General features: G+C 66.6%; 12 protein-coding genes, 1 tRNA gene and 3 rRNA genes. 13 read left to right on the forward strand and 3 right to left on the reverse strand.

The window, feature by feature from the left end:
• Window positions 1-64 precede the first annotated feature (64 nt).
• From AC5677_RS28460 to AC5677_RS28475, 4 genes are read left to right on the forward strand one after another with little or no spacing between them, the layout of a single operon-like run.
• Window positions 65-2275, forward strand: coding sequence for a polyribonucleotide nucleotidyltransferase (locus AC5677_RS28460; protein WP_497190759.1), 2211 nt, complete (start codon window positions 65-67; stop codon window positions 2273-2275).
• A complete protein-coding gene (locus tag AC5677_RS28465; RefSeq protein WP_497190760.1) occupies window positions 2272-3651 on the forward strand; it encodes a M16 family metallopeptidase in 1380 nt (459 codons plus the stop codon). Before AC5677_RS28460 ends, AC5677_RS28465 begins: the two co-directional genes overlap by 4 nt.
• 31 nt (window positions 3652-3682) lie before the next feature.
• On the forward strand, window positions 3683-4435 hold the full coding sequence (gene dapB, locus AC5677_RS28470; RefSeq protein WP_497190761.1) for a 4-hydroxy-tetrahydrodipicolinate reductase: 753 nt from the start codon (window positions 3683-3685) through the stop codon (window positions 4433-4435).
• A 15-nt stretch (window positions 4436-4450) separates the two neighbouring features.
• Window positions 4451-4903: a hypothetical protein gene (locus AC5677_RS28475; protein ID WP_497190762.1), complete on the forward strand. Its 453-nt coding sequence runs from the start codon at window positions 4451-4453 to the stop codon at window positions 4901-4903.
• 222 nt (window positions 4904-5125) lie between these two features.
• On the opposite strand, the gene AC5677_RS28480 is transcribed toward AC5677_RS28475, so the two are convergent.
• Both AC5677_RS28480 and AC5677_RS28485 read right to left on the reverse strand, forming a co-directional pair.
• Complete coding sequence (locus AC5677_RS28480) at window positions 5126-5683, reverse strand: SCO5741 family PH domain-containing membrane protein (protein ID WP_497190763.1); 558 nt, start codon at window positions 5681-5683, stop codon at window positions 5126-5128.
• A 102-nt stretch (window positions 5684-5785) separates the two neighbouring features.
• Window positions 5786-6025: a hypothetical protein gene (locus AC5677_RS28485; protein ID WP_497190764.1), complete on the reverse strand. Its 240-nt coding sequence runs from the start codon at window positions 6023-6025 to the stop codon at window positions 5786-5788.
• A 252-nt stretch (window positions 6026-6277) separates the two neighbouring features.
• On the opposite strand from AC5677_RS28485, the gene thyX reads away from it, so the two are divergent.
• The 8 genes from thyX (at window position 6278) to AC5677_RS28525 (ending at window position 16694) form a co-directional block, all read left to right on the forward strand.
• A complete protein-coding gene (gene thyX, locus AC5677_RS28490; protein WP_497190765.1) occupies window positions 6278-7036 on the forward strand; it encodes an FAD-dependent thymidylate synthase in 759 nt (252 codons plus the stop codon).
• A 199-nt stretch (window positions 7037-7235) separates the two neighbouring features.
• Window positions 7236-8135, forward strand: coding sequence for a 4-hydroxy-tetrahydrodipicolinate synthase (dapA, locus tag AC5677_RS28495; protein ID WP_403513006.1), 900 nt, complete (start codon window positions 7236-7238; stop codon window positions 8133-8135).
• A 113-nt stretch (window positions 8136-8248) separates the two neighbouring features.
• Window positions 8249-9934 (forward strand): ribonuclease J, encoded by a 1686-nt coding sequence (locus AC5677_RS28500; protein WP_497190766.1) that lies wholly within the window; start codon window positions 8249-8251, stop codon window positions 9932-9934.
• 687 nt (window positions 9935-10621) lie between these two features.
• Window positions 10622-12150: ribosomal RNA gene (locus tag AC5677_RS28505) — 16S ribosomal RNA — on the forward strand.
• A 300-nt stretch (window positions 12151-12450) separates the two neighbouring features.
• Window positions 12451-15573 (forward strand): 23S ribosomal RNA (locus AC5677_RS28510).
• Between the two features lie 74 nt (window positions 15574-15647).
• Window positions 15648-15764, forward strand: a 5S ribosomal RNA gene (rrf, locus tag AC5677_RS28515).
• Together the 16S, 23S and 5S rRNA genes form the textbook arrangement of a ribosomal RNA operon.
• A gap of 130 nt (window positions 15765-15894) precedes the next feature.
• The gene (locus tag AC5677_RS28520) at window positions 15895-16557 is read left to right on the forward strand and encodes a DegT/DnrJ/EryC1/StrS family aminotransferase (RefSeq protein ID WP_497196786.1); all 663 of its coding nucleotides are present in this window, start codon (window positions 15895-15897) and stop codon (window positions 16555-16557) included.
• 64 nt (window positions 16558-16621) lie between these two features.
• Window positions 16622-16694: transfer RNA gene (locus AC5677_RS28525), tRNA-Thr, on the forward strand.
• Between the two features lie 62 nt (window positions 16695-16756).
• Here AC5677_RS28525 and AC5677_RS28530 read toward each other — a convergent pair.
• On the reverse strand, window positions 16757-19387 hold the full coding sequence (locus tag AC5677_RS28530; RefSeq protein WP_497196787.1) for a SpoIIE family protein phosphatase: 2631 nt from the start codon (window positions 19385-19387) through the stop codon (window positions 16757-16759).
• Between the two features lie 497 nt (window positions 19388-19884).
• On the opposite strand from AC5677_RS28530, the gene AC5677_RS28535 reads away from it, so the two are divergent.
• Entirely contained in the window at window positions 19885-25395 is a 5511-nt protein-coding gene (locus AC5677_RS28535) for a HAMP domain-containing protein (RefSeq protein ID WP_497190767.1), read from the forward strand.
• Window positions 25396-25494 lie beyond the last annotated feature (99 nt).

Raw genomic sequence — 25494 nt, forward strand, 5'->3', positions numbered from 1 at the left:
GGCGCTCCTCCGCAGAAGGTCCGCTGCCACACGGGCAGCGGACGCAGACGAGGAGATATTCCTGGTGGAGAACGAGACCCACTACGCCGAGGCCGTCATCGACAACGGTTCCTTCGGCACCCGCACCATCCGCTTCGAGACGGGCCGCCTGGCCAAGCAGGCCGCCGGTTCCGCCGTGGCGTACCTGGACGACGACACCATGGTGCTGTCGGCCACCTCCGCTTCCAAGACCCCGAAGGACCAGCTGGACTTCTTCCCGCTGACCGTCGACGTCGAGGAGCGGATGTACGCAGCCGGGAAGATCCCCGGTTCCTTCTTCCGCCGTGAGGGCCGCCCCTCCGAGGACGCCATCCTCACCTGCCGCCTGATCGACCGGCCGCTGCGCCCCTCCTTCAAGAAGGGCCTGCGCAACGAGATCCAGATCGTCGAGACGATCATGGCGCTCAACCCCGACCACCTCTACGACGTGGTCGCGATCAACGCCGCCTCCTGCTCCACGCAGCTGGCCGGCCTGCCCTTCTCCGGCCCCATCGGCGGCACCCGTGTCGCCCTGATCAAGGGCCAGTGGGTCGCCTTCCCGACCCACACCGAGCTCGAGGACGCCGTCTTCGACATGGTCGTGGCCGGCCGCGTCCTCCCGGACGGCGACGTCGCGATCATGATGGTCGAGGCCGAGGCCACCGAGAAGACGATCCAGCTGGTCAAGGACGGCGCCGAGGCCCCCACCGAGGAGGTCGTCGCCGCCGGTCTGGAGGCCGCCAAGCCCTTCATCAAGGTGCTGTGCAAGGCCCAGTCGGACCTCGCCGCCAAGGCCGCCAAGCCGACCGGTGAGTTCCCCGTCTTCCTCGACTACCAGGACGACGTCCTGGAGGCGCTCACCGCCGCCGTCAAGGACGAGCTCGCCCAGGCGCTCACCATCGCCGGCAAGCAGGACCGCGAGGCCGAGCTGGACCGCGTCAAGGCGGTGGCCGCCGAGAAGCTGCTCCCGCAGTTCGAGGGCCGCGAGCGCGAGATCTCCGCCGCCTACCGTTCGCTGACCAAGTCCCTGGTCCGCGAGCGCGTCATCAAGGACAAGGTCCGCATCGACGGCCGCGGCGTCACGGACATCCGTACGCTCGCCGCCGAGGTCGAGGCGATCCCGCGGGTGCACGGCTCCGCCCTGTTCGAGCGTGGCGAGACCCAGATCCTGGGCGTCACCACCCTCAACATGCTCCGCATGGAGCAGCAGCTGGACACCCTCTCCCCGGTGACCCGCAAGCGCTACATGCACAACTACAACTTCCCGCCGTACTCCGTCGGTGAGACCGGCCGCGTGGGCTCGCCCAAGCGCCGCGAGATCGGCCACGGCGCGCTGGCCGAGCGCGCCATCGTGCCGGTCCTGCCGACCCGCGAGGAGTTCCCGTACGCCATCCGCCAGGTCTCCGAGGCGCTGGGCTCCAACGGCTCGACGTCCATGGGCTCGGTCTGCGCCTCCACCATGTCGCTGCTGAACGCCGGTGTGCCCCTCAAGGCCCCGGTCGCCGGTATCGCCATGGGCCTGATCTCCCAGGAGATCGACGGCCAGACCCACTACGTCGCCCTCACCGACATCCTCGGTGCGGAGGACGCCTTCGGCGACATGGACTTCAAGGTCGCCGGCACCAAGCAGTTCGTCACGGCCCTGCAGCTCGACACCAAGCTCGACGGCATCCCCGCCTCGGTCCTGGCCGCCGCGCTGAAGCAGGCCCGCGACGCGCGTCTGCACATCCTGGACGTGATGACCGAGGCCATCGACACCCCGGACGAGATGTCCCCGAACGCCCCGCGGATCATCACGGTCAAGATCCCGGTGGACAAGATCGGTGAGGTCATCGGCCCCAAGGGCAAGATGATCAACCAGATCCAGGAGGACACCGGCGCGGACATCACGATCGAGGACGACGGCACCATCTACATCGGTGCCGCCGACGGCCCGGCCGCCGAGGCCGCCCGCGCCACGATCAACGGCATCGCCAACCCGACCATGCCGGAGGTCGGCGAGCGCTACCTGGGCACCGTCGTGAAGACGACGACCTTCGGTGCGTTCGTCTCCCTGCTCCCGGGCAAGGACGGTCTGCTGCACATCTCGCAGATCCGCAAGCTGGCCGGCGGCAAGCGCGTGGAGAACGTCGAGGACGTGCTCGCGGTGGGCGCCAAGGTCCAGGTCGAGATCGCCGAGATCGACCAGCGCGGCAAGCTGTCCCTGATCCCCGTGATCGAGGACGAGGACGCCGAGAAGGACGACGCCGCCAAGTGACGTCCCGTACGCACGCGACGACGGCCCGCACCTCTTCGGAGGGGCGGGCCGTCGCCCGTACCCAAACGCTTCTCAAGGGCACCGCGGGCGCCGGCACGGTCCGCCGGACCACCCTCCCGGGCGGTCTGCGCATCGTCACCGAGACCCTGCCGTCGGTCCGCTCGGTCACCTTCGGGATCTGGGCGAATGTCGGCTCCCGCGACGAGACCCCCACCCTCAACGGCGCCACCCACTACCTGGAGCACCTGCTCTTCAAGGGCACCGAGCGGCGCAGCGCCCTGGACATCTCCGCGGCCATCGACGCGGTCGGCGGCGAGATGAACGCCTTCACCGCGAAGGAATACACCTGCTACTACGCGCGGGTGCTCGACACCGACCTGCCGCTCGCCATAGACGTGGTGTGCGACATGCTCACCGGCTCGCTGATCCAGGCCGAGGACGTGGACGCCGAGCGCGGCGTCATCCTCGAGGAGATCGCGATGACCGAGGACGACCCGGGCGACTGCGTGCACGACCTGTTCGCGCACACCATGCTCGGCGACACCCCCCTCGGCCGCCCGGTCCTGGGCACCGTCGACACCGTCAACGCCCTCACCCCCGAGCGCATCCGCCGCTTCTACAAGAAGTACTACGACCCCACCCACCTGGTCGTCACCGCCGCGGGCAACGTCGACCACGCCAAGGTCGTCCGCCTCGTCCGGCGCGCCTTCGAGCGGGCCGGGGCCCTCGGCCGTACGGACGCCACCCCCATGGCCCCGCGCGCCGGCTCCCGGGCCGTCCGCACCGTCGGCCGCGTCGCACACCTCAACCGCAAGACCGAGCAGGCGCATGTCATCCTCGGCGTGCCCGGGATGTCCCGCACGGACGACCGCCGCTGGGCCATGGGCGTCCTGAACACCGCCCTCGGCGGCGGCATGTCCTCCCGCCTCTTCCAGGAGGTCCGCGAGAAGCGCGGCCTGGCCTACAGCGTGTACTCGTACACCTCGGGCTTCGCCGACTGCGGGCTGTTCGGCGTCTACGCGGGCTGCCGCCCCAACCAGGTGCCCGACGTGCTCAAGATCTGCCGCGACCAGCTCGACCAGGTGGCGGCCGACGGCCTCACCGACGACGAGGTCCACCGCGCGATCGGCCAGCTCCGCGGCTCCACGGTCCTGGGTCTGGAGGACACCGGCGCGCTGATGCACCGCCTCGGCAAAAGTGAGCTGTGCTGGGGAGAGCAGATGTCGGTCGACGAGATGCTCACCCGGATATCCGCCGTCACCCCGGACGAGGTCCGCGCGGTGGCCCGCGACGTCCTGGGCGCCCGCCCCTCGCTGTCCGTCATCGGTCCGCTGACCGACCGGCAGGCGGGCCGTCTCGACGCCGCCGTCGCCTAGGCGACGCACCACCTACAGAGAGCTGGAAACGATGAGCAAGCTGCGCGTGGCCGTACTGGGTGCCAAGGGGCGCATCGGCTCCGAGGCCGTACGGGCCGTCGAGGCCGCCGAGGACATGGAGCTGGTCGCGGCCCTGGGCCGGGGCGACAAGCTGGAGACCCTGGCCGAGTCCGGTGCCCAGGTGGCGGTCGAGCTGACCAACCCCGGCGCCGTGATGGGCAACCTCGACTTCTGCGTCCGGCACGGCATCCACGCCGTCGTCGGCACCACCGGCTGGACCGAGGACCGCCTCGCGCAGCTGCGCACCTCCCTCGCCGCCTCACCCGAGGTCGGCGTGCTCATCGCCCCGAACTTCTCCATCGGTGCGGTGCTCACCATGCAGTTCGCCCAGCAGGCGGCCCGTTTCTTCGAATCCGTCGAGGTCATCGAGCTGCACCACCCCAACAAGGCGGACGCCCCGTCCGGTACGGCGGCCCGTACCGCCCAGCTGATCGCCGCCGCCCGGCAGAAGGCCGGCAGCGCGCCGCAGCCCGACGCCACCACCACGGCCCTGGACGGCGCCCGCGGCGCGGACGTCGACGGCATCCCCGTCCACTCCGTACGCCTGCGCGGCCTGCTGGCCCACCAGGAAGTCCTCCTGGGCGGCGAGGGGGAAACCCTCACCATCCGCCACGACTCCCTCCACCACAGCAGCTTCATGCCGGGCATCCTGCTCGGTGCGCGCCGCGTGGTGACCACCCCGGGCCTGACCGTGGGCCTGGAAAACTTCCTCGACCTGGGCTGACGGGCAGACCTCCTCGTGCGCGCAAAGATCACCTACTTCGTCCTCGCGGCCGTCCTCGTCGTCTATTTCGTGCTGGTCGGCAGCCGCGGCGTGCTCCTCATCGAGCAGGGCACCGCGGTCACCGTGGCCTTCGGTGCCGCGGTGCTGGTCCTGCCGTTCATCGGCCTGTGGTTCCTCTGGCACACCACCCAGTTCGCCCGCAAGGCCGGCATCCTCTCGCGAGAGCTGGAGGCCGAGGGCGGACTGCCGGTCGACGAGCTCAGGCGCACCCCCGGCGGCCGGATCGACCGCGACTCGGCCGACGAGGTCTTCGCCCGGCGGCAGGCCGAGACCGAGGACAAGCCCGGCGACTGGCGCACGTGGTTCCGCCTCGCGGTCGCCTACCACGACGCCCGCGACACCCCACGCGCCCGCAAGGCCATGCAGCGCGCCATCGCCCTGCACGACAACAAGCCCGTACGGACCTGAGTCCGTACGGGCTGGGGGGCTGAGGGGCGGGGCCTGGGGGCGTGCGGTGCTCCGGAGCTTCCGGCGGCTCCGGTCGTCCCGGGGCTTCAGCACCACACCTGGCCAACGCCTGGCCGACACCTCGTCGACCCTCTCGCCGATCAGCGGAATACCGCCCCACCCCACCACGTTGTGGCCCTGCAGGGGGCCCTCGCATCCCCTAGGGGATCCGTTCCCCACCCCCTAGTGGCGGTACTCCGCCGCCCACGCCTCCAGCAGATCCGCCGCCCGCTCGAAGGCTTCGGGGCGGGACTGGAAATCGCCGTTGTGGTCCGTGACCAGGACTTCCGGCTGCTCGCTCCGCATCCGGTGGACGATCACGGCCTGCCCCTGCACCGTCCGCGGCAGCCCCAGCCACCGCACCGGCTGCTGGACCGTACGGACCATGGCGATGGCACTCCACGGCTCCGTGCTCGTACGCAGCAGGCTCACCCGCCGCAGCCCTCTCGCGCTCACCCACACCCCCATGCGCAACAGACGCAGGGCGAGGACGATCACCAGCGCCGCCACCACCGCACAGACCACGGCCCCGGTGAGCGAACCGGCCAGGCCGATGATCATCGCCGACAGCAGGACGAACGAGGCGAGCAGTAAAAACACCGCCGCCGTCCCCACGCGCCACGGTCCGGGGCGGTAGGGACGGCGCCAGTGGTCGGGCTCGTCATGGGGGAGTACGACGGGGTCCGCCGCACGGCCACGGCCGTCGAGGTCGCGATCGGCCGTCAGGAAGGGCAGGGGCACGGCTGAACCTCACTCATGGGCACACGAACGGAAGCTGTGACCGGTGAGGCTATCTGGCCGGGGGGAGCGGAACCACCCGCTCCCCCGACCCCGCCCGTCCACTCAGCGGTGGGCGGCTTCGGACTGATGCACCCGGTTCGTGCCGGAGCTGTCCTGCTGCAGTGACGGAATACCGAACAGCAGGGCTCCGGCCAGGCCGCCCACGACGGTGAGGGTGATCAGGGACTGGCCGAGCAGCTGCGCGCGAGAAGCGCGCTGGCGCGGCGGGGGAGTGACATTGCTGCGGAACCGGTCTGCCTCGGCAACGAAGGCGAACGGGACGGGCTCTCGCCGGCGGAACATGAGCGGGCTCTCCTAGGAACCTCGAAGTGGGCACTGTCACAGAGATAGACGCATCCATCGTCCGCTTGGTGCCCGTTTTCAGTGACTTCTGTGAAAAATATCAACCGCCGGCTCATTCCCTGCTAGGCGGGGTCCGTTTTGCTCCTAACGAGTTGCGCGGCGGCATTTCCTGAGCTTCCTTCACCTTTCCCGGGCTGTCAGTGGCGGGCCGTAGGCTGGGCGCGCACGAGGATCGAACGGAAGGAACCGCCGGTGTCCCACACCCCCGACGAGAGCACTGAGAGCGCCGACAGTGCAGCCGCCCGCTTCCGGAGCGAGGTGACGGTCGAGCTGGTCAAGCACAGCGCCGCGGACAGCGACGTCCTGTGGGCGGCCCGGGTCTCCACGGCCGGCGAGCAGTCGCTGGAGGAGCTCCAGAAGGACCCCGAGCGTTCCAAGGGCCTGATCAACTACCTCATGCGGGACCGGCACGGCAGCCCCTTCGAGCACAACTCCATGACGTTCTTCATCAGCGCGCCGATCTTCGTCTTCCGCGAGTTCATGCGGCACCGCGTCGGCTGGTCGTACAACGAAGAGTCCGGCCGCTACCGCCAGCTGGAGCCGGTCTTCTACGTTCCCGGTGAGTCCCGCAAGCTGGTCCAGCAGGGCCGCCCCGGCAAGTACGAATTCGTCGACGGCACTCCGGCGCAGCACGAGCTCACCACCCGCGTCATGGAGGACACCTACCGCCAGGCCTACGACGCGTATCAGGAGATGCTCGCCGCCGGCGTCGCCCGCGAGGTGGCCCGCGCCGTCCTCCCCGTCGGCCTGTTCTCCTCGATGTACGCGACCTGCAACGCCCGCTCCCTGATGCACTTCCTCGGCCTGCGCACCCAGCACGAGCAGGCGAAGGTCCCCTCCTTCCCGCAGCGCGAGATCGAGATGGTCGGTGAGCAGATGGAGGCCCAGTGGGCCAAGCTCATGCCGCTCACGTACGGCGCATTCAATGCCAACGGCCGCATCGCGCCATAAAGCGCCAGGCGGCGGGGCGGACGGCGCACGGTGCGGCACTGGCGTGCGAGATGCCCGGATTGCGGCCTTTTGAGAAGTTCATCTACTCTGAACAAACGGACCCGGCACTGCTTGAACCCCCGAGCAGGCAGTGCCGGAGTCCACATCCCTGCTCCCCCAGAGGCGCATCCCGAGGTGCGTTACGAGTAGCGTGGGACCCATGGCTCCGACTTCCACACCGCAGACCCCCTTCGGGCGGGTGCTGACCGCCATGGTCACGCCGTTCACGGCGGATGGCGCACTCGACCTCGATGGCGCCCAGCGGCTCGCCGCCCATCTGGTGGACGCCGGCAACGACGGCCTCGTCGTCAACGGCACCACCGGAGAGTCCCCGACCACCAGCGACGCCGAGAAAGCACAGCTCGTACGCGCCGTGGTCGATGCGGTCGGAGACCGCGCCTTTGTCGTCGCCGGAGCCGGCACCAACGACACCCGCCACAGCCTCGAGCTCGCCCGCGCCGCCCAGGACGCCGGCGCCCACGGCCTTCTCGCGGTGACGCCCTACTACAGCAAGCCCCCGCAGGAGGGCCTGCTGCGCCACTTCACGGCCATCGCGGACGCCACCGAGCTGCCCGTCATGCTGTACGACATTCCCGGCCGCAGCGGCGTCCCGATCAACACCGAGACCCTGGTCCGGCTTGCCGAGCACCCGCGGATCGTCGCCAACAAGGACGCCAAGGGCGACCTCGGTCGCGCCAGCTGGGCCATCGCCCGCTCCGACCTCGCCTGGTACAGCGGCGACGACATGCTCAACCTCCCGCTGCTGTCGGTCGGCGCCATCGGCTTCGTCTCCGTCGTCGGCCATGTCGTCACGCCCGAGCTGCGCGCCCTCCTGGACGCCCACCTCAACGGCGACGTCACCAAGGCCACCGAGATCCATCAGAAGCTGCTGCCCGTCTTCACCGGCATGTTCCGCACCCAGGGCGTCATCACGACCAAGGCCGCCCTCGGCCTCCAGGGCCTGCCCGCCGGCCCGCTGCGCCTGCCGCTCGTGGAGCTCTCCCCGGAGGAGACCGAACAGCTCACGCGCGATCTTGCCGCCGGCGGGGTACAGCTCTGATCACAGACTTCACAACTGAATACCGACCAACAAACGCCACATAGCAAGTGCACGAATGTCATGCGCGCCACGTGCCTCAACGGCAGCGTGGCGCGTGTGGTGAGGAGAGTCTTTTGAGTCATCCGCATCCCGAGCTCGGCGCCCCGCCGAAGCTTCCCAAGGGCGGCCTGCGCGTCACCCCCCTCGGCGGTCTGGGCGAAATCGGCCGCAACATGACGGTCTTCGAATACGGCGGCCGGCTGTTGATCGTCGACTGCGGAGTGCTCTTCCCCGAGGAGGAGCAGCCCGGAATCGACCTGATCCTGCCGGACTTCAGCTCCATCAGGGACCGCCTCGACGACATCGACGGCATCGTGCTCACGCACGGCCACGAGGACCACATCGGCGGCGTCCCCTACCTCCTGCGCGAGAAGCCGGACATCCCGCTCATCGGCTCGAAGCTGACCCTCGCGCTCATCGAGGCCAAGCTCCAGGAGCACCGGATCCGCCCGTACACGCTGGAGGTCGCCGAGGGCGACCGCGAGCGCCTGGGCCCCTTCGACTGCCAGTTCGTGGCCGTCAACCACTCCATCCCGGACGCCCTCGCGGTCGCCATCCGCACCCCCGCGGGCATGGTCGTCCACACCGGCGACTTCAAGATGGACCAGCTCCCGCTGGACCGCCGCCTCACCGACCTCCCGGCCTTCGCCAAGCTCGGCGAGGAGGGCATCGACCTCCTCCTCTCCGATTCCACGAACGCCGAGGTCCCGGGCTTTGTCCCGCCCGAGCGCGATATCTCCAATGTGCTGCGCCAGGTGTTCGCCAACGCCCAGAAGCGCATCATCGTGGCCAGCTTCGCCAGCCATGTGCACCGCATCCAGCAGATCCTCGACGCGGCCCACGAGTACGGCCGCCGGGTCGCCTTCGTCGGCCGCTCGATGGTCCGCAACATGGGCATCGCCCGCGACCTGGGCTATCTGAATGTCCCGGCCGGCCTGGTCGTCGACGTCAAGACCCTCGATGACCTCCCCGACGACGAGGTCGTGCTGGTGTGCACCGGCTCCCAGGGCGAGCCCATGGCGGCGCTCTCCCGGATGGCCAACCGCGACCACCAGATCCGCATCGTGCAGGGCGACACGGTGATCCTGGCGTCCTCCCTCATCCCGGGCAACGAAAACGCGGTCTACCGCGTGATCAACGGTCTGACCCGCTGGGGAGCGAACGTCGTCCACAAGGGCAACGCCAAGGTCCATGTCTCCGGCCACGCCTCGGCCGGCGAACTCCTGTACTTCTACAACATCTGCAAGCCGAAGAACCTGATGCCGGTGCACGGCGAATGGCGCCACCTGCGCGCCAACGCCGAACTGGGCGCCCTGACCGGCGTACCGAAGGACCGCATCGTCATCGCCGAGGACGGCGTCGTGGTCGACCTCGTCAACGGCGTCGCAAAGATCGTCGGCAAGGTCCAGGCGGGCTACGTCTACGTCGACGGCCTCTCGGTCGGCGATGTCACGGAGACCCACCTCAAGGACCGCCGCATCCTCGGCGACGAAGGCATCATCTCGGTCTTCGTGGTCGTGGACAGCACCACGGGCAAGACCGTGGGCGGCCCGAACATCCACGCCCGCGGCTCCGGCATCGACGACGCGGCCTTCAACGCCGTCATCCCCAAGATCGAAGAGGCCCTGGCCAAGTCCGCCCAGGACGGCATCACCGAGCCTCACCAGCTCCAGCAGCTGGTCCGCCGCTCGGTCGGCAAGTGGGTGTCGGACAACTACCGCCGCCGCCCGATGATCCTCCCCGTGATCGTCGAGGTCTGACGCACAGAGCGGTACGAAGGTCCTCAAGTCGGAGTGGGGCGCCCGGATTTGCATCCGGGCGCCCCACTCCAGTAGGTTTACGGCTCCGCCTGAACGGGAAGCCCTGCACGCTTGCGCGTACGGTACGCCTCCCCGCCGGTTGCGGAATTCCGACCCAAAGCAATCTGTTAAAGTCGGATCAGCCGAAAGGCAACCCCCTCCGACGGGAATTCAGAATCGAAATTCGACCGGTAACGGCGAGGCCCGGATCTGCTAAAGTCGGAAAGGCCGAAAAGCGAAAGCGAAGCGGCCAACCCCGCTCCAACAGGGGGCCGGAGACGGAAACGGATCTGGTAAGGTTGGAAACGCGAAGAAGCCGAAAGGCGGAAACGCACCGGCGAAAATCGGAGCCGCAAGGATCTGATAGAGTCGGAAACGCAAGACCGAAGGGAAGCGCCCGGAGAGCCTGGTGAAACAGGCACAAAGGAAGCGTCCGTTCCTTGAGAACTCAACAGCGTGCCAAAAGTCAACGCCAGATATGTTGATACCCCGTCGACCGGAAACATCCGGGAGATGAGGTTCCTTTGAAAGTCCTGCCGACACCTTGTGTGACGGTAGGCAATACACAGCGAGGACGCTGTGAACGAGCAGGCTTATTCCGCCCGCTCGTTCCGCTCAACGCGAGTGTCACCCGATTACGGGTAAACATTCACGGAGAGTTTGATCCTGGCTCAGGACGAACGCTGGCGGCGTGCTTAACACATGCAAGTCGAACGATGAAGCCGCTTCGGTGGTGGATTAGTGGCGAACGGGTGAGTAACACGTGGGCAATCTGCCCTTCACTCTGGGACAAGCCCTGGAAACGGGGTCTAATACCGGATACGACACGGGGTCGCATGACCTCCGTGTGGAAAGCTCCGGCGGTGAAGGATGAGCCCGCGGCCTATCAGCTTGTTGGTGGGGTGATGGCCTACCAAGGCGACGACGGGTAGCCGGCCTGAGAGGGCGACCGGCCACACTGGGACTGAGACACGGCCCAGACTCCTACGGGAGGCAGCAGTGGGGAATATTGCACAATGGGCGAAAGCCTGATGCAGCGACGCCGCGTGAGGGATGACGGCCTTCGGGTTGTAAACCTCTTTCAGCAGGGAAGAAGCGAGAGTGACGGTACCTGCAGAAGAAGCGCCGGCTAACTACGTGCCAGCAGCCGCGGTAATACGTAGGGCGCAAGCGTTGTCCGGAATTATTGGGCGTAAAGAGCTCGTAGGCGGCTTGTCGCGTCGGATGTGAAAGCCCGGGGCTTAACCCCGGGTCTGCATTCGATACGGGCAGGCTAGAGTTCGGTAGGGGAGATCGGAATTCCTGGTGTAGCGGTGAAATGCGCAGATATCAGGAGGAACACCGGTGGCGAAGGCGGATCTCTGGGCCGATACTGACGCTGAGGAGCGAAAGCGTGGGGAGCGAACAGGATTAGATACCCTGGTAGTCCACGCCGTAAACGTTGGGAACTAGGTGTGGGCGACATTCCACGTCGTCCGTGCCGCAGCTAACGCATTAAGTTCCCCGCCTGGGGAGTACGGCCGCAAGGCTAAAACTCAAAGGAATTGACGGGGGCCCGCACAAGCAGCGGAGCATGTGGCTTAATTCGACGCAACGCGAAGAACCTTACCAAGGCTTGACATACACCGGAAAACCCTGGAGACAGGGTCCCCCTTGTGGTCGGTGTACAGGTGGTGCATGGCTGTCGTCAGCTCGTGTCGTGAGATGTTGGGTTAAGTCCCGCAACGAGCGCAACCCTTGTTCTGTGTTGCCAGCATGCCTTTCGGGGTGATGGGGACTCACAGGAGACTGCCGGGGTCAACTCGGAGGAAGGTGGGGACGACGTCAAGTCATCATGCCCCTTATGTCTTGGGCTGCACACGTGCTACAATGGCCGGTACAATGAGCTGCGATACCGCGAGGTGGAGCGAATCTCAAAAAGCCGGTCTCAGTTCGGATTGGGGTCTGCAACTCGACCCCATGAAGTCGGAGTTGCTAGTAATCGCAGATCAGCATTGCTGCGGTGAATACGTTCCCGGGCCTTGTACACACCGCCCGTCACGTCACGAAAGTCGGTAACACCCGAAGCCGGTGGCCCAACCCCTTGTGGGAGGGAATCGTCGAAGGTGGGACTGGCGATTGGGACGAAGTCGTAACAAGGTAGCCGTACCGGAAGGTGCGGCTGGATCACCTCCTTTCTAAGGAGCATCTAGATCCCGTAAGGGATCCAGAGCCACTACGTCGGCAAATGTCCGACGGTGGTCAGCTCATGGGTGGAACGTTGACTATTCGGCGCACTTGATTGGTTGTCACTAGTACTGCTTCGGCGTGGAACGTGGGGATTGAGATGGTGGGTCGGGCACGTTGTTGGGTATCTGAGGGTACGGACTGTGAGTCTGGACCTTCGCGATGCCGGCCCCGGTAAAGGCTCACTTTGGTGGGTTGTGACGGGTGGCTGGTCGTTGCTTGAGAACTGCACAGTGGACGCGAGCATCTGTGGCCAAGTTTTTAAGGGCGCACGGTGGATGCCTTGGCACCAGGAACCGATGAAGGACGTGGGAGGCCGCGATAGGCCCCGGGGAGCTGTCAACCGAGCTTTGATCCGGGGGTGTCCGAATGGGGAAACCCGGCAGTCGTCATGGGCTGTCACCCGCTGCTGAACACATAGGCAGTGTGGAGGGAACGCGGGGAAGTGAAACATCTCAGTACCCGCAGGAAGAGAAAACAACCGTGATTCCGGGAGTAGTGGCGAGCGAAACCGGATGAGGCCAAACCAGTCACGTGTGATACCCGGCAGGGGTTGCGTGGTTGGGGTTGTGGGATCTCTCTTTCATAGTCTGCCGGCTGTGAGACGAGTCAGAAACCGTTGATGTAGGCGAAGGACATGCGAAAGGTCCGGCGTAGAGGGTAAGACCCCCGTAGCTGAAACATTGACGGCTCGTTTGAGAGACACCCAAGTAGCACGGGGCCCGAGAAATCCCGTGTGAATCTGGCGGGACCACCCGTTAAGCCTAAATATTCCCTGGTGACCGATAGCGGATAGTACCGTGAGGGAATGGTGAAAAGTACCGCGGGAGCGGAGTGAAATAGTACCTGAAACCGTGTGCCTACAAGCCGTGGGAGCGTCGCACAAGGAACTTGTTCCTTGTGTCGTGACTGCGTGCCTTTTGAAGAATGAGCCTGCGAGTTTGCGGTATGTTGCGAGGTTAACCCGTGTGGGGAAGCCGTAGCGAAAGCGAGTCCGAATAGGGCGTTGAGTAGCGTGCCCAAGACCCGAAGCGGAGTGATCTAGCCATGGGCAGGTTGAAGCGGAGGTAAGACTTCGTGGAGGACCGAACCCACCAGGGTTGAAAACCTGGGGGATGACCTGTGGTTAGGGGTGAAAGGCCAATCAAACTCCGTGATAGCTGGTTCTCCCCGAAATGCATTTAGGTGCAGCGTCGTGTGTTTCTTGCCGGAGGTAGAGCACTGGATAGGCGATGGGCCCTACCGGGTTACTGACCTTAGCCAAACTCCGAATGCCGGTAAGTGAGAGCGCGGCAGTGAGACTGTGGGGGATAAGCTCCATGGTCGAGAGGGAAACAGCCCAGAGCATCGACTAAGGCCCCTAAGCGTGTGCTAAGTGGGAAAGGATGTGGAGTCGCAGAGACAACCAGGAGGTTGGCTTAGAAGCAGCCACCCTTGAAAGAGTGCGTAATAGCTCACTGGTCAAGTGATTCCGCGCCGACAATGTAGCGGGGCTCAAGCACACCGCCGAAGTCGTGTCATTGCGATATTACCCCCAACGGGGATCGTGATGGGTAGGGGAGCGTCGTGTGCCGGGTGAAGCAGCCGTGGAAACGAGTTGTGGACGGTTCACGAGTGAGAATGCAGGCATGAGTAGCGATACACACGTGGGAAACGTGTGCGCCGATTGACTAAGGGTTCCTGGGTCAAGCTGATCTGCCCAGGGTAAGTCGGGACCTAAGGCGAGGCCGACAGGCGTAGTCGATGGACAACCGGTTGATATTCCGGTACCCGCTTTGAAACGCCCAATATCGAATCCATTAATGCTAAGGCCGTGAAGCCGGCCTGGAGTCTTCGGACGAAGGGACGTGGTGGAGCCGCTGACCCAAGGTGGTAGTAGGTAAGCGATGGGGTGACGCAGGAAGGTAGTCCAGCCCGGGCGGTGGTTGTCCCGGGGTAAGGGTGTAGGACGCTGTCTAGGCAAATCCGGACAGCATTTAAGTCTGAGACCTGATGCCGAGCCGATTGTGGTGAAGTGGATGATCCTATGCTGTCGAGAAAAGCCTCTAGCGAGTTTCATGGCGGCCCGTACCCTAAACCGACTCAGGTGGTCAGGTAGAGAATACCGAGGCGTTCGGGTGAACTATGGTTAAGGAACTCGGCAAAATGCCCCCGTAACTTCGGGAGAAGGGGGGCCATTGCTGGTGATCCGATTTACTCGGTGAGCTGGTGGTGGCCGCAGAGACCAGCGAGAAGCGACTGTTTACTAAAAACACAGGTCCGTGCGAAGCCGTAAGGCGATGTATACGGACTGACGCCTGCCCGGTGCTGGAACGTTAAGGGGACCGGTTAGTCACATTTCGGTGTGGCGAAGCTGAGAACTTAAGCGCCAGTAAACGGCGGTGGTAACTATAACCATCCTAAGGTAGCGAAATTCCTTGTCGGGTAAGTTCCGACCTGCACGAATGGCGTAACGACTTCTCGACTGTCTCAACCATAGGCCCGGTGAAATTGCATTACGAGTAAAGATGCTCGTTTCGCGCAGCAGGACGGAAAGACCCCGGGACCTTTACTATAGCTTGATATTGGTGTTCGGTTCGGCTTGTGTAGGATAGGTGGGAGACTTTGAAGCAGCCACGCCAGTGGTTGTGGAGTCATTGTTGAAATACCACTCTGGTCGTGCTGGATGTCTAACCTGGGTCCGTGATCCGGATCAGGGACAGTGTCTGGTGGGTAGTTTAACTGGGGCGGTTGCCTCCTAAAGAGTAACGGAGGCGCCCAAAGGTTCCCTCAGCCTGGTTGGCAATCAGGTGTTGAGTGTAAGTGCACAAGGGAGCTTGACTGTGAGACTGACGGGTCGAGCAGGTACGAAAGTAGGGACTAGTGATCCGGCGGTGGCTTGTGGAAGCGCCGTCGCTCAACGGATAAAAGGTACCCCGGGGATAACAGGCTGATCTTCCCCAAGAGTCCATATCGACGGGATGGTTTGGCACCTCGATGTCGGCTCGTCGCATCCTGGGGCTGGAGTCGGTCCCAAGGGTTGGGCTGTTCGCCCATTAAAGCGGTACGCGAGCTGGGTTTAGAACGTCGTGAGACAGTTCGGTCCCTATCCGCTGTGCGCGTAGGAGTCTTGAGAAGGGCTGTCCCTAGTACGAGAGGACCGGGACGGACGAACCTCTGGTGTGCCAGTTGTCCTGCCAAGGGCATGGCTGGTTGGCTACGTTCGGAAAGGATAACCGCTGAAAGCATCTAAGCGGGAAGCCTGCTTCGAGATGAGGGCTCCCACCCCCTTGAGGGGTTAAGGCTCCCAGTAGACGACTGGGTTGATAGGCCAGATATGGAAGCGCCGTAAGGTGTGGAGTTGACTGGTACTAATAGGCCGAGGGCTTGTCCTCAGTTGCTCGCGTCCACTGTGTAGGTTCTGAAGTAACGACCGTTGAGTCATGCTCCGGTGTTAACTTCATAGTGTTTCGGTGGTCATTGCGTTAGGGAAACGCCCGGTTACATTCCGAACCCGGAAGCTAAGCCTTTCAGCGCCGATGGTACTGCAGGGGGGACCCTGTGGGAGAGTAGGACGCCGCCGAACAATCATTCAGCTCCGGCTCCTGAACCTTCTGGTTCAGGAGCCGGAGCTTTTTTGTTCTGATTTTCAGGTGAGAGGCGTAACTTGACGTTCACCTCGCGTCGCCAGGATCCGCGTCATGGCGACAGTGGGAATGCTCGAGTCCGCCGGTGTGCGTGCTGGTGACGAGGTTGTGGTGCCGGCCTATGGCAACGCCGAAGTGGCGCGGGCTGTGGTGCAGTTGGGTGCCATACCGGTGTTCGCCGATGTGGACGCCGACAGTTACTGCCTCGACCCGGCCGCGGTGGCGGACGTGGTGACCAGCCGGACGGCGGCGGTCGTGGCGATACATCGCTTCGGGCGCCGGGCCGACGCCGGCTGGATCCGCGAAGTGGGTCAGCGGCACGGATTGTTGGTGCTGGTCGAGGACGAGCCGGGAGCGCAGCCGGACGGTGCGGAGCGGCGCCGGGCGCTGGCGACGTATCTGGACGGCAGGCTCAGCGGCGTGGGTACGCCGGCGCCGGCCGCCGGGCACACGTATGAGCAGTACGTGGTGCGGGTGCCGGGGAACGGGCGGCCGGACCGGGATGCCTTTGCTCGGGCTCTGCGGGCCAAGGGCGTGGCGTGCAAGGTCCCCGTGCAGGCTCCGGCGTATCGGATGGCGGGGCTGCGGCGGGATGTGTTTCTGCCGCATACCGAGCGGGCCGTTGACGAGACGCTGGCGCTGCCGCTGCATGTGGATGTGACGCAGCGGGAGTTGCAGAAGATGGTGAGCGCTTGCAATCGGCTGGGGGGATTGCTGCAGCCGGCCTTCTAGCCGCGTCGGCGGGTGAGTGTGCCGGAGCGTCGCGGAGATCAGGTAGTATTTCTTCTGTCGCTGCGCCCCAATAGCTCAGTCGGCAGAGCGTCTCCATGGTAAGGAGAAGGTCTACGGTTCGATTCCGTATTGGGGCTCTGGATAGCGAAGGCCCCCGCCGGTTGGCGGGGGCCTTCGTCGTACCCGGGGTGTATCCGGGTCAGTCGGCGGGGATTTCGGGGACGCGCATGGCGAGGATGGCCATGTCGTCGGAGGCCGGTTCGGCGGCGAAGCGTTCCACGGCGCGCAGGACGCGGGCGGCGACGGCGCCCGCGGTCAGGCCCGTACAGGTCGTCAGAACGTCGGTGAGGCCGTCGTCGCCGAGCATGCGGGTGCCTTCGCGGCGTTCCGTGACGCCGTCCGTGACGCACAGGAGGACGTCGCCGGGGTCGAGGGTCACCGTCTGCTCGTAGAGCTCGAGGTCGTCCATGACGCCGAGGAGGGGCTGGGGTTCGGCGGCCGGTTCGACCGTGCCGTCCTGGCGCAGGCGCAGCGGCAGGGGATGGCCGGCGCAGACCACCTTGAGGAGGGCGCTGCCGTCGGGCTGGGGCCACAGCTCGCCGTAAAGGAGGGTCAGGAAGCGGCTGCGGGCGCCCTCGTCGAGGATGGCGGCGTTGAGGCGTTCCAGGACGGCGGGGCCGCCGAAGCCCTCGCGGGCCAGGAGGCGGAGGGCGTGCCGGGCCAGGCCCGTGACGGCCGCCGCTTCGGGGCCTGTACCGCAGACGTCGCCGATGGCGAAGCCGTAGGCGCCGTCGCGGATCGGGAAGAGGTCGTAGAAGTCGCCGCCGACTTCGTTGCCTTCGCCGGCCGCGCGGTAGATGACCTCGACCTCGACGCCGGCGATATCGGGCAGCTCCGGGGGGAGCAGGCTGCGCTGGAGGGACTGGCTGATGGCCGTGCGCTCGGAGTAGAGGCGGGCGTTGTCCAGCGCGAGCGCGGCGCGGCGGGAGAGGTCCTCGGCGAGTTCGAGGATCTCCTGGCGGAAATGCTCCTCGGTGGGCTTGCCGAGGGTCAGCATGCCGATGACGCGGTTGCGGGCGACGAGGGGGAGGACGACGGTCTCGCCGCCGACGGCTGAGGCGGTGGCCAAGGTGGCGCCGGGGCCGGTGGACGGGCGGGCGGAGTTGCCCAGGCCCAGGCTGCGCATGGACGTGCGCAGGGCCGCGTCGTGGGCGGCGTCGCTGGGGGCCGTCCAGACGCGGGCGCCGGGGGTGGGGACCGGCTCGGGCGGGGCGACCTTGAGGAGGAGGGTCTTGAGGCCGTCGATGCGGTCCTCGTCCTCGTGGAGGACGTAGGAGAGCTCGGGCTCGGAGGTCTGGTCGGCGACGGTGTAGACGGCGCACCAGGTGGCGAGGGTGGGGACCGTCATCTGGGCCATCAGGGCCAGCGTCTGGTCGCGGTCGAGGGTGCCGGCCAGGAGGTCGGAGGCCTCGACGAGGAAGGAGAGGGAGCCGCGGCGCAGCTTTTCCAGCTCGGTCAGGCGGGCGCGTTCGACGGCGAGGGCGATGCGGTCGGCGGCGAACTGGAGGCGGAGTGCCTCTTCGTTGGTGTAGCGGCCGGGGCCTTCCGCGGCGACGCCGAGGGAGCCGGTCAGGCGGCCCTCGACCTTGAGGGGGACGGTGACGACCGAGCGCATGCCCGTGCCGGAGAGGAGCGGTACGGCGCCGGGGACGGCGGTGAGGTCTTCGTGGACGGCGGGCATCCGGGCGGAGCCGTAGCGTCCGGATCCGGCCTCCACGGGGACCCGGGCGAACCGCTGGCGGGCGGAGGGCAGGCCCGTCGAGGCGCGGACCTCCAGCTCGGTCTCGTCGTCGGTGGCCAGCAGGAGGTAGGCGGCGTCGCCGTCGAGCATGTCGCGGGCGCGTTCCACAGTGCGCTGGAGCAGGCCGTCGAGGTCGTCGGGGGCCGGGGAGCCGATGAAGACCTCGAACGGGTCGGAGGAGCGTCCCTCCGACTGGGAGGCCTGGGTGGCGGCGTCCGGGGCGGGGGTGCGCTGGGGGCTCTGCAGGATGGCGCGCTCGTGATCGCGCACGAGGAGGCAGACCGTGGAGGCCTCACCGTCGGCATCGCGAACGCGCAGGTGGGAGGCGTAGACGGGGACGACGCGGCCGTCGGCTCCCCTTATGCCGTACGAGCCCTCCCAGCGGGAGAGCTCGAGCGCCTCGGCGATGCCGGTGCCCGTGCCGGGGGTGTGCGGCCAGGCGGCGAAGTCGGTGATCGGCTTGCCGATGACCTTTTCCTGGTCGTATGCGAAGAGTTCCTGGGCGTCGTCGTTCCAGGTGCTGATGCAGCCGGCGCGGTCGATCTGGACCACGGCGACGCGGACGCGGGTTTCGGTGGCCGGCAGGGCGTCCACCGGGAGCGCGGGTCCGGCGGACCGGGTGCCGGCCGGGCGCTCGGGGAGTTCGAGCTGGAACCAGACGTGTTTCTGGGCGGCGGTGTACTCCACGCCCCAGCGGGCGGCCAGTGCGCCGCACAGCAGCAGGCCGCGGCCGCCCTCGCGGTCGGGGTGGACCATGGCCTGGCCGGCGTTCTGGAGCGGAATCTCGCGTTCGGGGTAGCGGTCGGCGACGGAGATGCGTACGCCGCCGTCCGTGCGCAGGCACAGCACATCGGCGGCGGTGCCGGCGTGGACCACGGCGTTGGTGACCAGTTCGCTGGTCAGGACGACGGCGTCGTCGACGATGTCGCCGAAGCCCCAGCCCTGGAGGGTGTCCCTGACGAACGCACGGGCAGTGGCGACCGAACGCCCGACCGGCTCGAATGTGGCGGCGGCCCGCGCGGTGATCACAGCACTCCCCATTGGTTTTTCGTCGCTCCCCCGAGTCCTGTGCCCGTTTCTCGTGGTGTCGATGCGCATGCCAGGCTAGACGGTCCGGTCGGGCAGTGGGAACGAAGGCGTGCGTTCCAGGGCGCAGACGTACTCGGACGGCCATTCTCGTCCGCCGTGAGGAATGTGCGGGGCCGCCGGATCATGGTCGATGACGTGTTGCACGCGGGGGATGGATGCTGCCGGACCGTGGTGACTCCTGCCCTTCCTGAAGGCGGGGATTCCCGGCTCACGCCGCTCGGCCGTCCGGCGCGGGAGCGGGTCTTCTGCGGTCGGCGCCGACCGGGTCGGGACCGGCCGGGAGCGAAGAAGCGCAATTCCTGCCCGTCAGCTTCAACGAATCTCCATCAGTGTGGTTACGTTTCGACTCCTTGCCGCGTCCGTGCGACGGGGTGAAACACTGGGCACGTACCGAGAGAAAGCCCGGCTAGAACGGTCGACCCTGCGGGAGGGACACGGTGGAGTCTGGCGCAGCGGCGCGGGGCGTAAGCACACGCGCGAAAGGCGGACGTTCCCGGAACAACGGGACGACCGAGGTGGACACGGCTGCCCTGAACCGGCTGTTGGTCGCTCTTGTCGCCATGCGGGACGGGAACTTCCGCAAGCGGCTGACGGTTTCCGGTGAAGGCGTCATGTCGGAAATCGCGGCGGTCTTCAACGAGGTCGCCGACCGCAATCTGCATTTGACGGGCGAGCTGGCGCGGGTGCGCCGGGTCGTCGGACGTGAAGGAAAGCTCACCGAACGGCTGGAGGTCGGCGCCGCCGAGGGCTCCTGGGCGGCGGCCATCGACGCCTCGAACGCCCTGGTGGACGATCTTGTGCGGCCGGTGTCCGAAGTGGGCCGGGTGCTGTCGGCGGTGTCCGAGGGTGACCTGGAACAGCGGATGGACCTCCGGTCGCGCAGCTCCGACAGCTCTTCGGAGCATCCCCTGCGGGGCGAATTCCTGAAGGTCGGCCGTACGGTCAACGGGCTGGTGGACCAGCTCTCCGCGTTCACCGACGAGGTCACGAGAGTGGCCAGCGAGGTCGGCACGGAGGGCAAGCTCGGCGGTCAGGCCCGGGTGCGGGGTATGTCCGGTTCGTGGAAGGACCTCACGGAATCGGTCAACACCATGGCCTCGCGGCTCACCGCCCAGGTGCGTGACATCGCCCTCGTCACCACCGCGGTCGCCAAGGGTGATCTGTCGCGCAAGGTGACGGTGCATGTCGCCGGCGAGATGCTGGAGCTGAAGAACACCGTCAACACGATGGTGGACCAGCTCTCCTCGTTCGCGTCCGAGGTGACCCGGGTGGCCCGGGAGGTCGGCACGGAGGGCGAGCTCGGCGGTCAGGCGCAGGTCCCCGGTGTGGCCGGCGTGTGGAAGGACCTGACGGATTCGGTCAATCTCATGGCCGGAAACCTGACCGCCCAGGTGCGCGGGATCGCCCAGGTCACCACGGCCGTCGCGAACGGCGATCTGTCGCAGAAGGTCACGGTCAGTGCGCGCGGCGAGGTCGCGCAGCTCGCCGACACCATCAACACCATGACCGAGACGCTGCGGACGTTCGCGGACGAAGTGACGCGGGTGGCGAACGAGGTCGGGGCCGAGGGCCAGCTCGGTGGTCAGGCGCAGGTGCCGGGTGCGGCGGGGACGTGGAAGGACCTCACCGACTCGGTGAACAACGCCTTCCGGAACCTCACCGGGCAGGTGCGGGACATCGCGCAGGTGACGACGGCGGTCGCGAACGGTGATCTGTCGCAGAAGGTCACCGTCGATGTGGCCGGTGAAATGCTGGAGTTGAAGAACACCGTCAACACGATGGTGGATCAGCTGTCCTCGTTCGGTGCCGAAGTGACGCGGGTGGCGCGGGAGATCGGCGTCGAGGGTGAGCTGGGCGGCCAGGCGGCGGTGCCGGGCGCGGCGGGGACGTGGAAGGACCTCACGGACTCCGTGAACACCGCCTTCCGCAACCTCACCGGGCAGGTCCGCAACATCGCGCAGGTGACGACGGCGGTCGCCAACGGTGATCTGTCGCAGAAGGTCACCGTCGACGTCTCCGGCGAGATGCTCCAGCTGAAGAACACCGTGAACACCATGGTGGACCAGCTGTCCTCGTTCGCGGACCAGGTCACGCGGATGGCCAGGGACGTGGGTACGGAGGGCCGGCTGGGCGGTCAGGCCCGGGTGGACGGCGTCAGCGGCACCTGGAAGGAGCTGACCGACTCCGTCAACTTCATGGCGGGGAACCTGACCTCGCAGGTGCGGCAGATCGCCCAGGTGACGACGGCGGTCGCGCGCGGTGATCTGTCGCAGAAGATCGACGTCGATGCGCGCGGCGAGATCCTGGAGCTCAAGAACACCATCAACACGATGGTCGATCAGCTCTCCGCCTTCGCCGAGCAGGTGACCCGGGTCGCCCGGGAGGTCGGCACGGACGGCCGGCTGGGTGGTCAGGCGCAGGTGCCGGGCGTCGCGGGCGTCTGGCGGGATCTGACCGATTCCGTGAACGGCATGGCCGGGAACCTCACGGCTCAGGTCCGTAACATCGCGCAGGTCGCGACCGCGGTCGCGCGCGGTGATCTGTCGCAGAAGATCGATGTGGACGCCCGGGGCGAGATCCTGGAGCTGAAGAACACCCTGAACACCATGGTGGACCAGCTGTCCTCCTTCGCCGAGCAGGTCACGCGGGTGGCCCGCGAGGTGGGTACCGAGGGCATCCTGGGCGGCCAGGCCGAGGTGCAGGGCGTCAGCGGGACCTGGAAGGACCTCACCCAGTCCGTCAACTTCATGGCGAACAACCTGACGTCGCAGGTGCGCAACATCGCCGAGGTGACGACGGCTGTGGCCCGCGGCGATCTGTCGAAGAAGATCACCGTCGACGCCAAGGGCGAGATCCTCGAGCTGGTCACGACCGTCAACACGATGGTGGACCAGCTCTCGTCGTTCGCCGAGCAGGTGACCCGGGTGGCCCGTGAGGTGGGCACCGAGGGGCAGTTGGGCGGTCAGGCGCGGGTGCCGGGCGCGACCGGTATCTGGCTGGATCTCAGCGACAACGTGAACCTGATGGCCAACAACCTGACCATCCAGGTGCGCAACATCTCGCAGGTCTCGGCGGCGGTCGCCAACGGCGATCTGACGAAGAAGGTGACGGTCGAGGCGCGCGGCGAGGTCGCGCAGCTGGCCGACACGGTCAACACCATGGTCACGACGCTGTCGTCGTTCGCCGACGAGGTCACACGGGTGGCCCGCGAGGTGGGCACCGACGGCATCCTGGGCGGTCAGGCCCGCGTCCCCGGTGTCGCCGGTACGTGGAAGGACCTCACGGAGTCCGTGAACTCCATGGCCAACAACCTGACCGGCCAGGTCCGTAACATCGCGATGGTCACCACCGCGGTCGCCAAGGGCGATCTGACCAAGAAGATCGACGTGGACGCGCGGGGTGAGATCCTCGCGCTGAAGACGACCATCAACACCATGGTCGACCAGCTGTCCTCGTTCGCCGAGCAGGTCACCAGGGTGGCCCGTGAGGTGGGCACGGAAGGCCAGCTGGGCGGTCAGGCGCAGGTGCGGGGCGTGGCCGGCACCTGGAAGGACCTGACGGAGTCCGTCAACGAGATGGCGGGGAACCTGACCCGGCAGGTGCGGGCGATCGCCGCCGTCGCCGCGGCGGTGACCCTCGGCGACCACAACGTCCGCATCGATGTGGACGCGGCCGGCGAGATCCTGGAGCTCCAGGACAACGTCAACACCATGATCTCCACGCTGCGGGAGACCACTCTCGCCAACGAGGAGCAGGACTGGCTCAAGGGCAATCTGGCCCGGATCTCCGGTCTGATGCAGGGCCGGCGCGACCTCAAGGACGTCGCCACGCTCATCATGAGCGAGCTCTCGCCCGCGGTCTCCGCACAGCACGGCGCGTTCTTCCTCGCGGCCCAGCCCGACAGCCGGGAGATCGGCGCGGACGGCGCCGAGGCGGGCGCGTACGAGCTGCGGCTGATGGGCTCGTACGGCTATGCCATGGGCGGCATGCCGACGACCTTCAAGCCCGGCGAGACGCTGATCGGCACCGCGGCGGAGGAGGGGCGGACCATCCTGGTGGAGAACGTCCCCTCCGGTTACCTCAAGATCGCTTCCGGGCTGGGTGAGGCGCCGCCGGCGAATGTGATCGTGCTGCCGGTGCTCTTCGAGGACAAGGTGCTCGGCGTGATCGAGCTGGCGTCCTTCCAGCCGTTCACGCAGATCCAGAAGGACTTCCTCAGCCAGATCGCCGAGATGATCGCGACGAGCGTGAACACCATCTCGGTCAACACCAAGACCGAGGTGCTGCTCAAGCAGTCGCAGGAGCTGACCGAGCAGCTGCGGGAGCGCTCCGCCGAGCTGGAGAGCCGGCAGAAGGCGCTGGAGCTGTCCAACTCGGAGCTGGAGGAGAAGGCCGAGCAGCTGCGGGCGCAGAACCGCGACATCGAGGTGAAGAACACCGAGATCGAGGAGGCGCGGCAGGTCCTGGAGGAGCGCGCCGAGCAGCTCGCGGTCTCCATGCGCTACAAGTCGGAATTCCTGGCGAACATGTCGCACGAGTTGCGCACGCCGCTGAACTCCCTGCTGATTCTGGCCAAGTTGCTGGCCGATAACGCCGAGGGGAATCTCTCCCCGAAGCAGGTCGAATTCGCCGAGACCATCCATGGGGCGGGTTCCGATCTGCTCCAGCTGATCAACGACATCCTCGATCTGTCGAAGGTCGAGGCGGGCAAGATGGACGTCAGCCCGACGCGGATCGCGCTGGTCCAGCTCGTCGACTACGTCGAGGCGACATTCCGGCCGCTGACCGCGGAGAAGGGGCTCGACTTCTCCGTACGGGTCTCCCCGGAGCTGCCCGCAACGCTGCACACCGACGAACAGCGGCTGTTGCAGGTGCTGCGCAATCTGCTCTCCAACGCGGTGAAGTTCACCGACAGCGGTGCCGTCGAGCTGGTCATCCGGCCGGCCGGTGCGGATGTCCCGGTGGCGATCCGTGAGCAGCTGCTGGAGCACGGTTCGCTGCGCGACCCGGACGCCGACATGATCGCGTTCTCGGTGACCGACACCGGTATCGGCATCGCGTCCAGCAAGATGCGGGTGATCTTCGAGGCGTTCAAGCAGGCGGACGGTACGACCAGCCGCAAGTACGGCGGCACGGGCCTGGGCCTGTCCATCAGCCGGGAGATCGCGCGGCTGCTGGGCGGCGAGATCCACGCCGCGAGCGAGCCCAGCCGCGGCTCCACCTTCACGCTCTACCTGCCGCACAACCCCGGCGGGCTGCCGCCGCAGGGCTACCCGCAGCTGGTGGCCGGCGGCCTGGCGATGGACGCGGAGGCGCGCGAGAGCGAGGTCGGGCGGCAGGCCGAACTGGAGGCGCTGCCGGAGGAGGAGCCCGGCTCCAGCCTCAACAGGCGGCGCCGGCGCTCCATTTCGGGCGGTGCACGGCGCTTCGCCCTGCCCGGCCAGCCCGCGCCCACCCCGCCGCAGCAGGCGCCGCAGCAGCCGTCGGAGCCGACCACGCAGCAGGCCGCGGAGGAGCCCTGGATCGGCAACGGCCAGGATCTCGTCCAGCCGGGCCTGGGGGACGGTGGCTTCCATGGCGAAAAGGTGCTGATCGTCGACGACGACATCCGTAACGTCTTCGCGCTCACCAGCGTCCTGGAGCAGCACGGTCTGTCGGTGCTGTACGCGGAGAACGGCCGGGAGGGCATCGAGGTGCTGGAGCAGCACGACGATGTCGTCCTGGTGCTGATGGACATCATGATGCCGGAGATGGACGGCTACGCGACCACGGCCGCGATCCGTCGGATGCCGCAGTTCGCCGGGCTGCCCATCATCGCGCTGACCGCGAAGGCGATGAAGGGTGACCGGGAGAAGAGCATCGACTCCGGGGCCTCCGACTACGTGACCAAGCCGGTGGATACCGATCATCTGTTGTCGGTCATGGAGCAATGGATGCGCGCGAGGTGATGGGGCGTCCAAGATGGAGCCGAAAGAGGATCATCGCGTGCTGACTCACTGTTGCCGCGGACGTGTGGACGCGCGGGTTTCGGGGAACCTTCTGGTCTC

Source organism: Streptomyces sp. JLSY215, from assembly GCF_059682825.1.

Coding starts and splice junctions, on each gene's coding strand:
- dapB (WP_497190761.1), top strand. CDS start 3,683: ATGAGCAAGCTGCGCGTGGCCGTACTGGGTGCCAAGGGGCGCATCGGC.
- AC5677_RS28485 (WP_497190764.1), bottom strand. CDS start 6,025: ATGTTCCGCCGGCGAGAGCCCGTCCCGTTCGCCTTCGTTGCCGAGGCA.
- dapA (WP_403513006.1), top strand. CDS start 7,236: ATGGCTCCGACTTCCACACCGCAGACCCCCTTCGGGCGGGTGCTGACC.
- AC5677_RS28520 (WP_497196786.1), top strand. CDS start 15,895: ATGCTCGAGTCCGCCGGTGTGCGTGCTGGTGACGAGGTTGTGGTGCCG.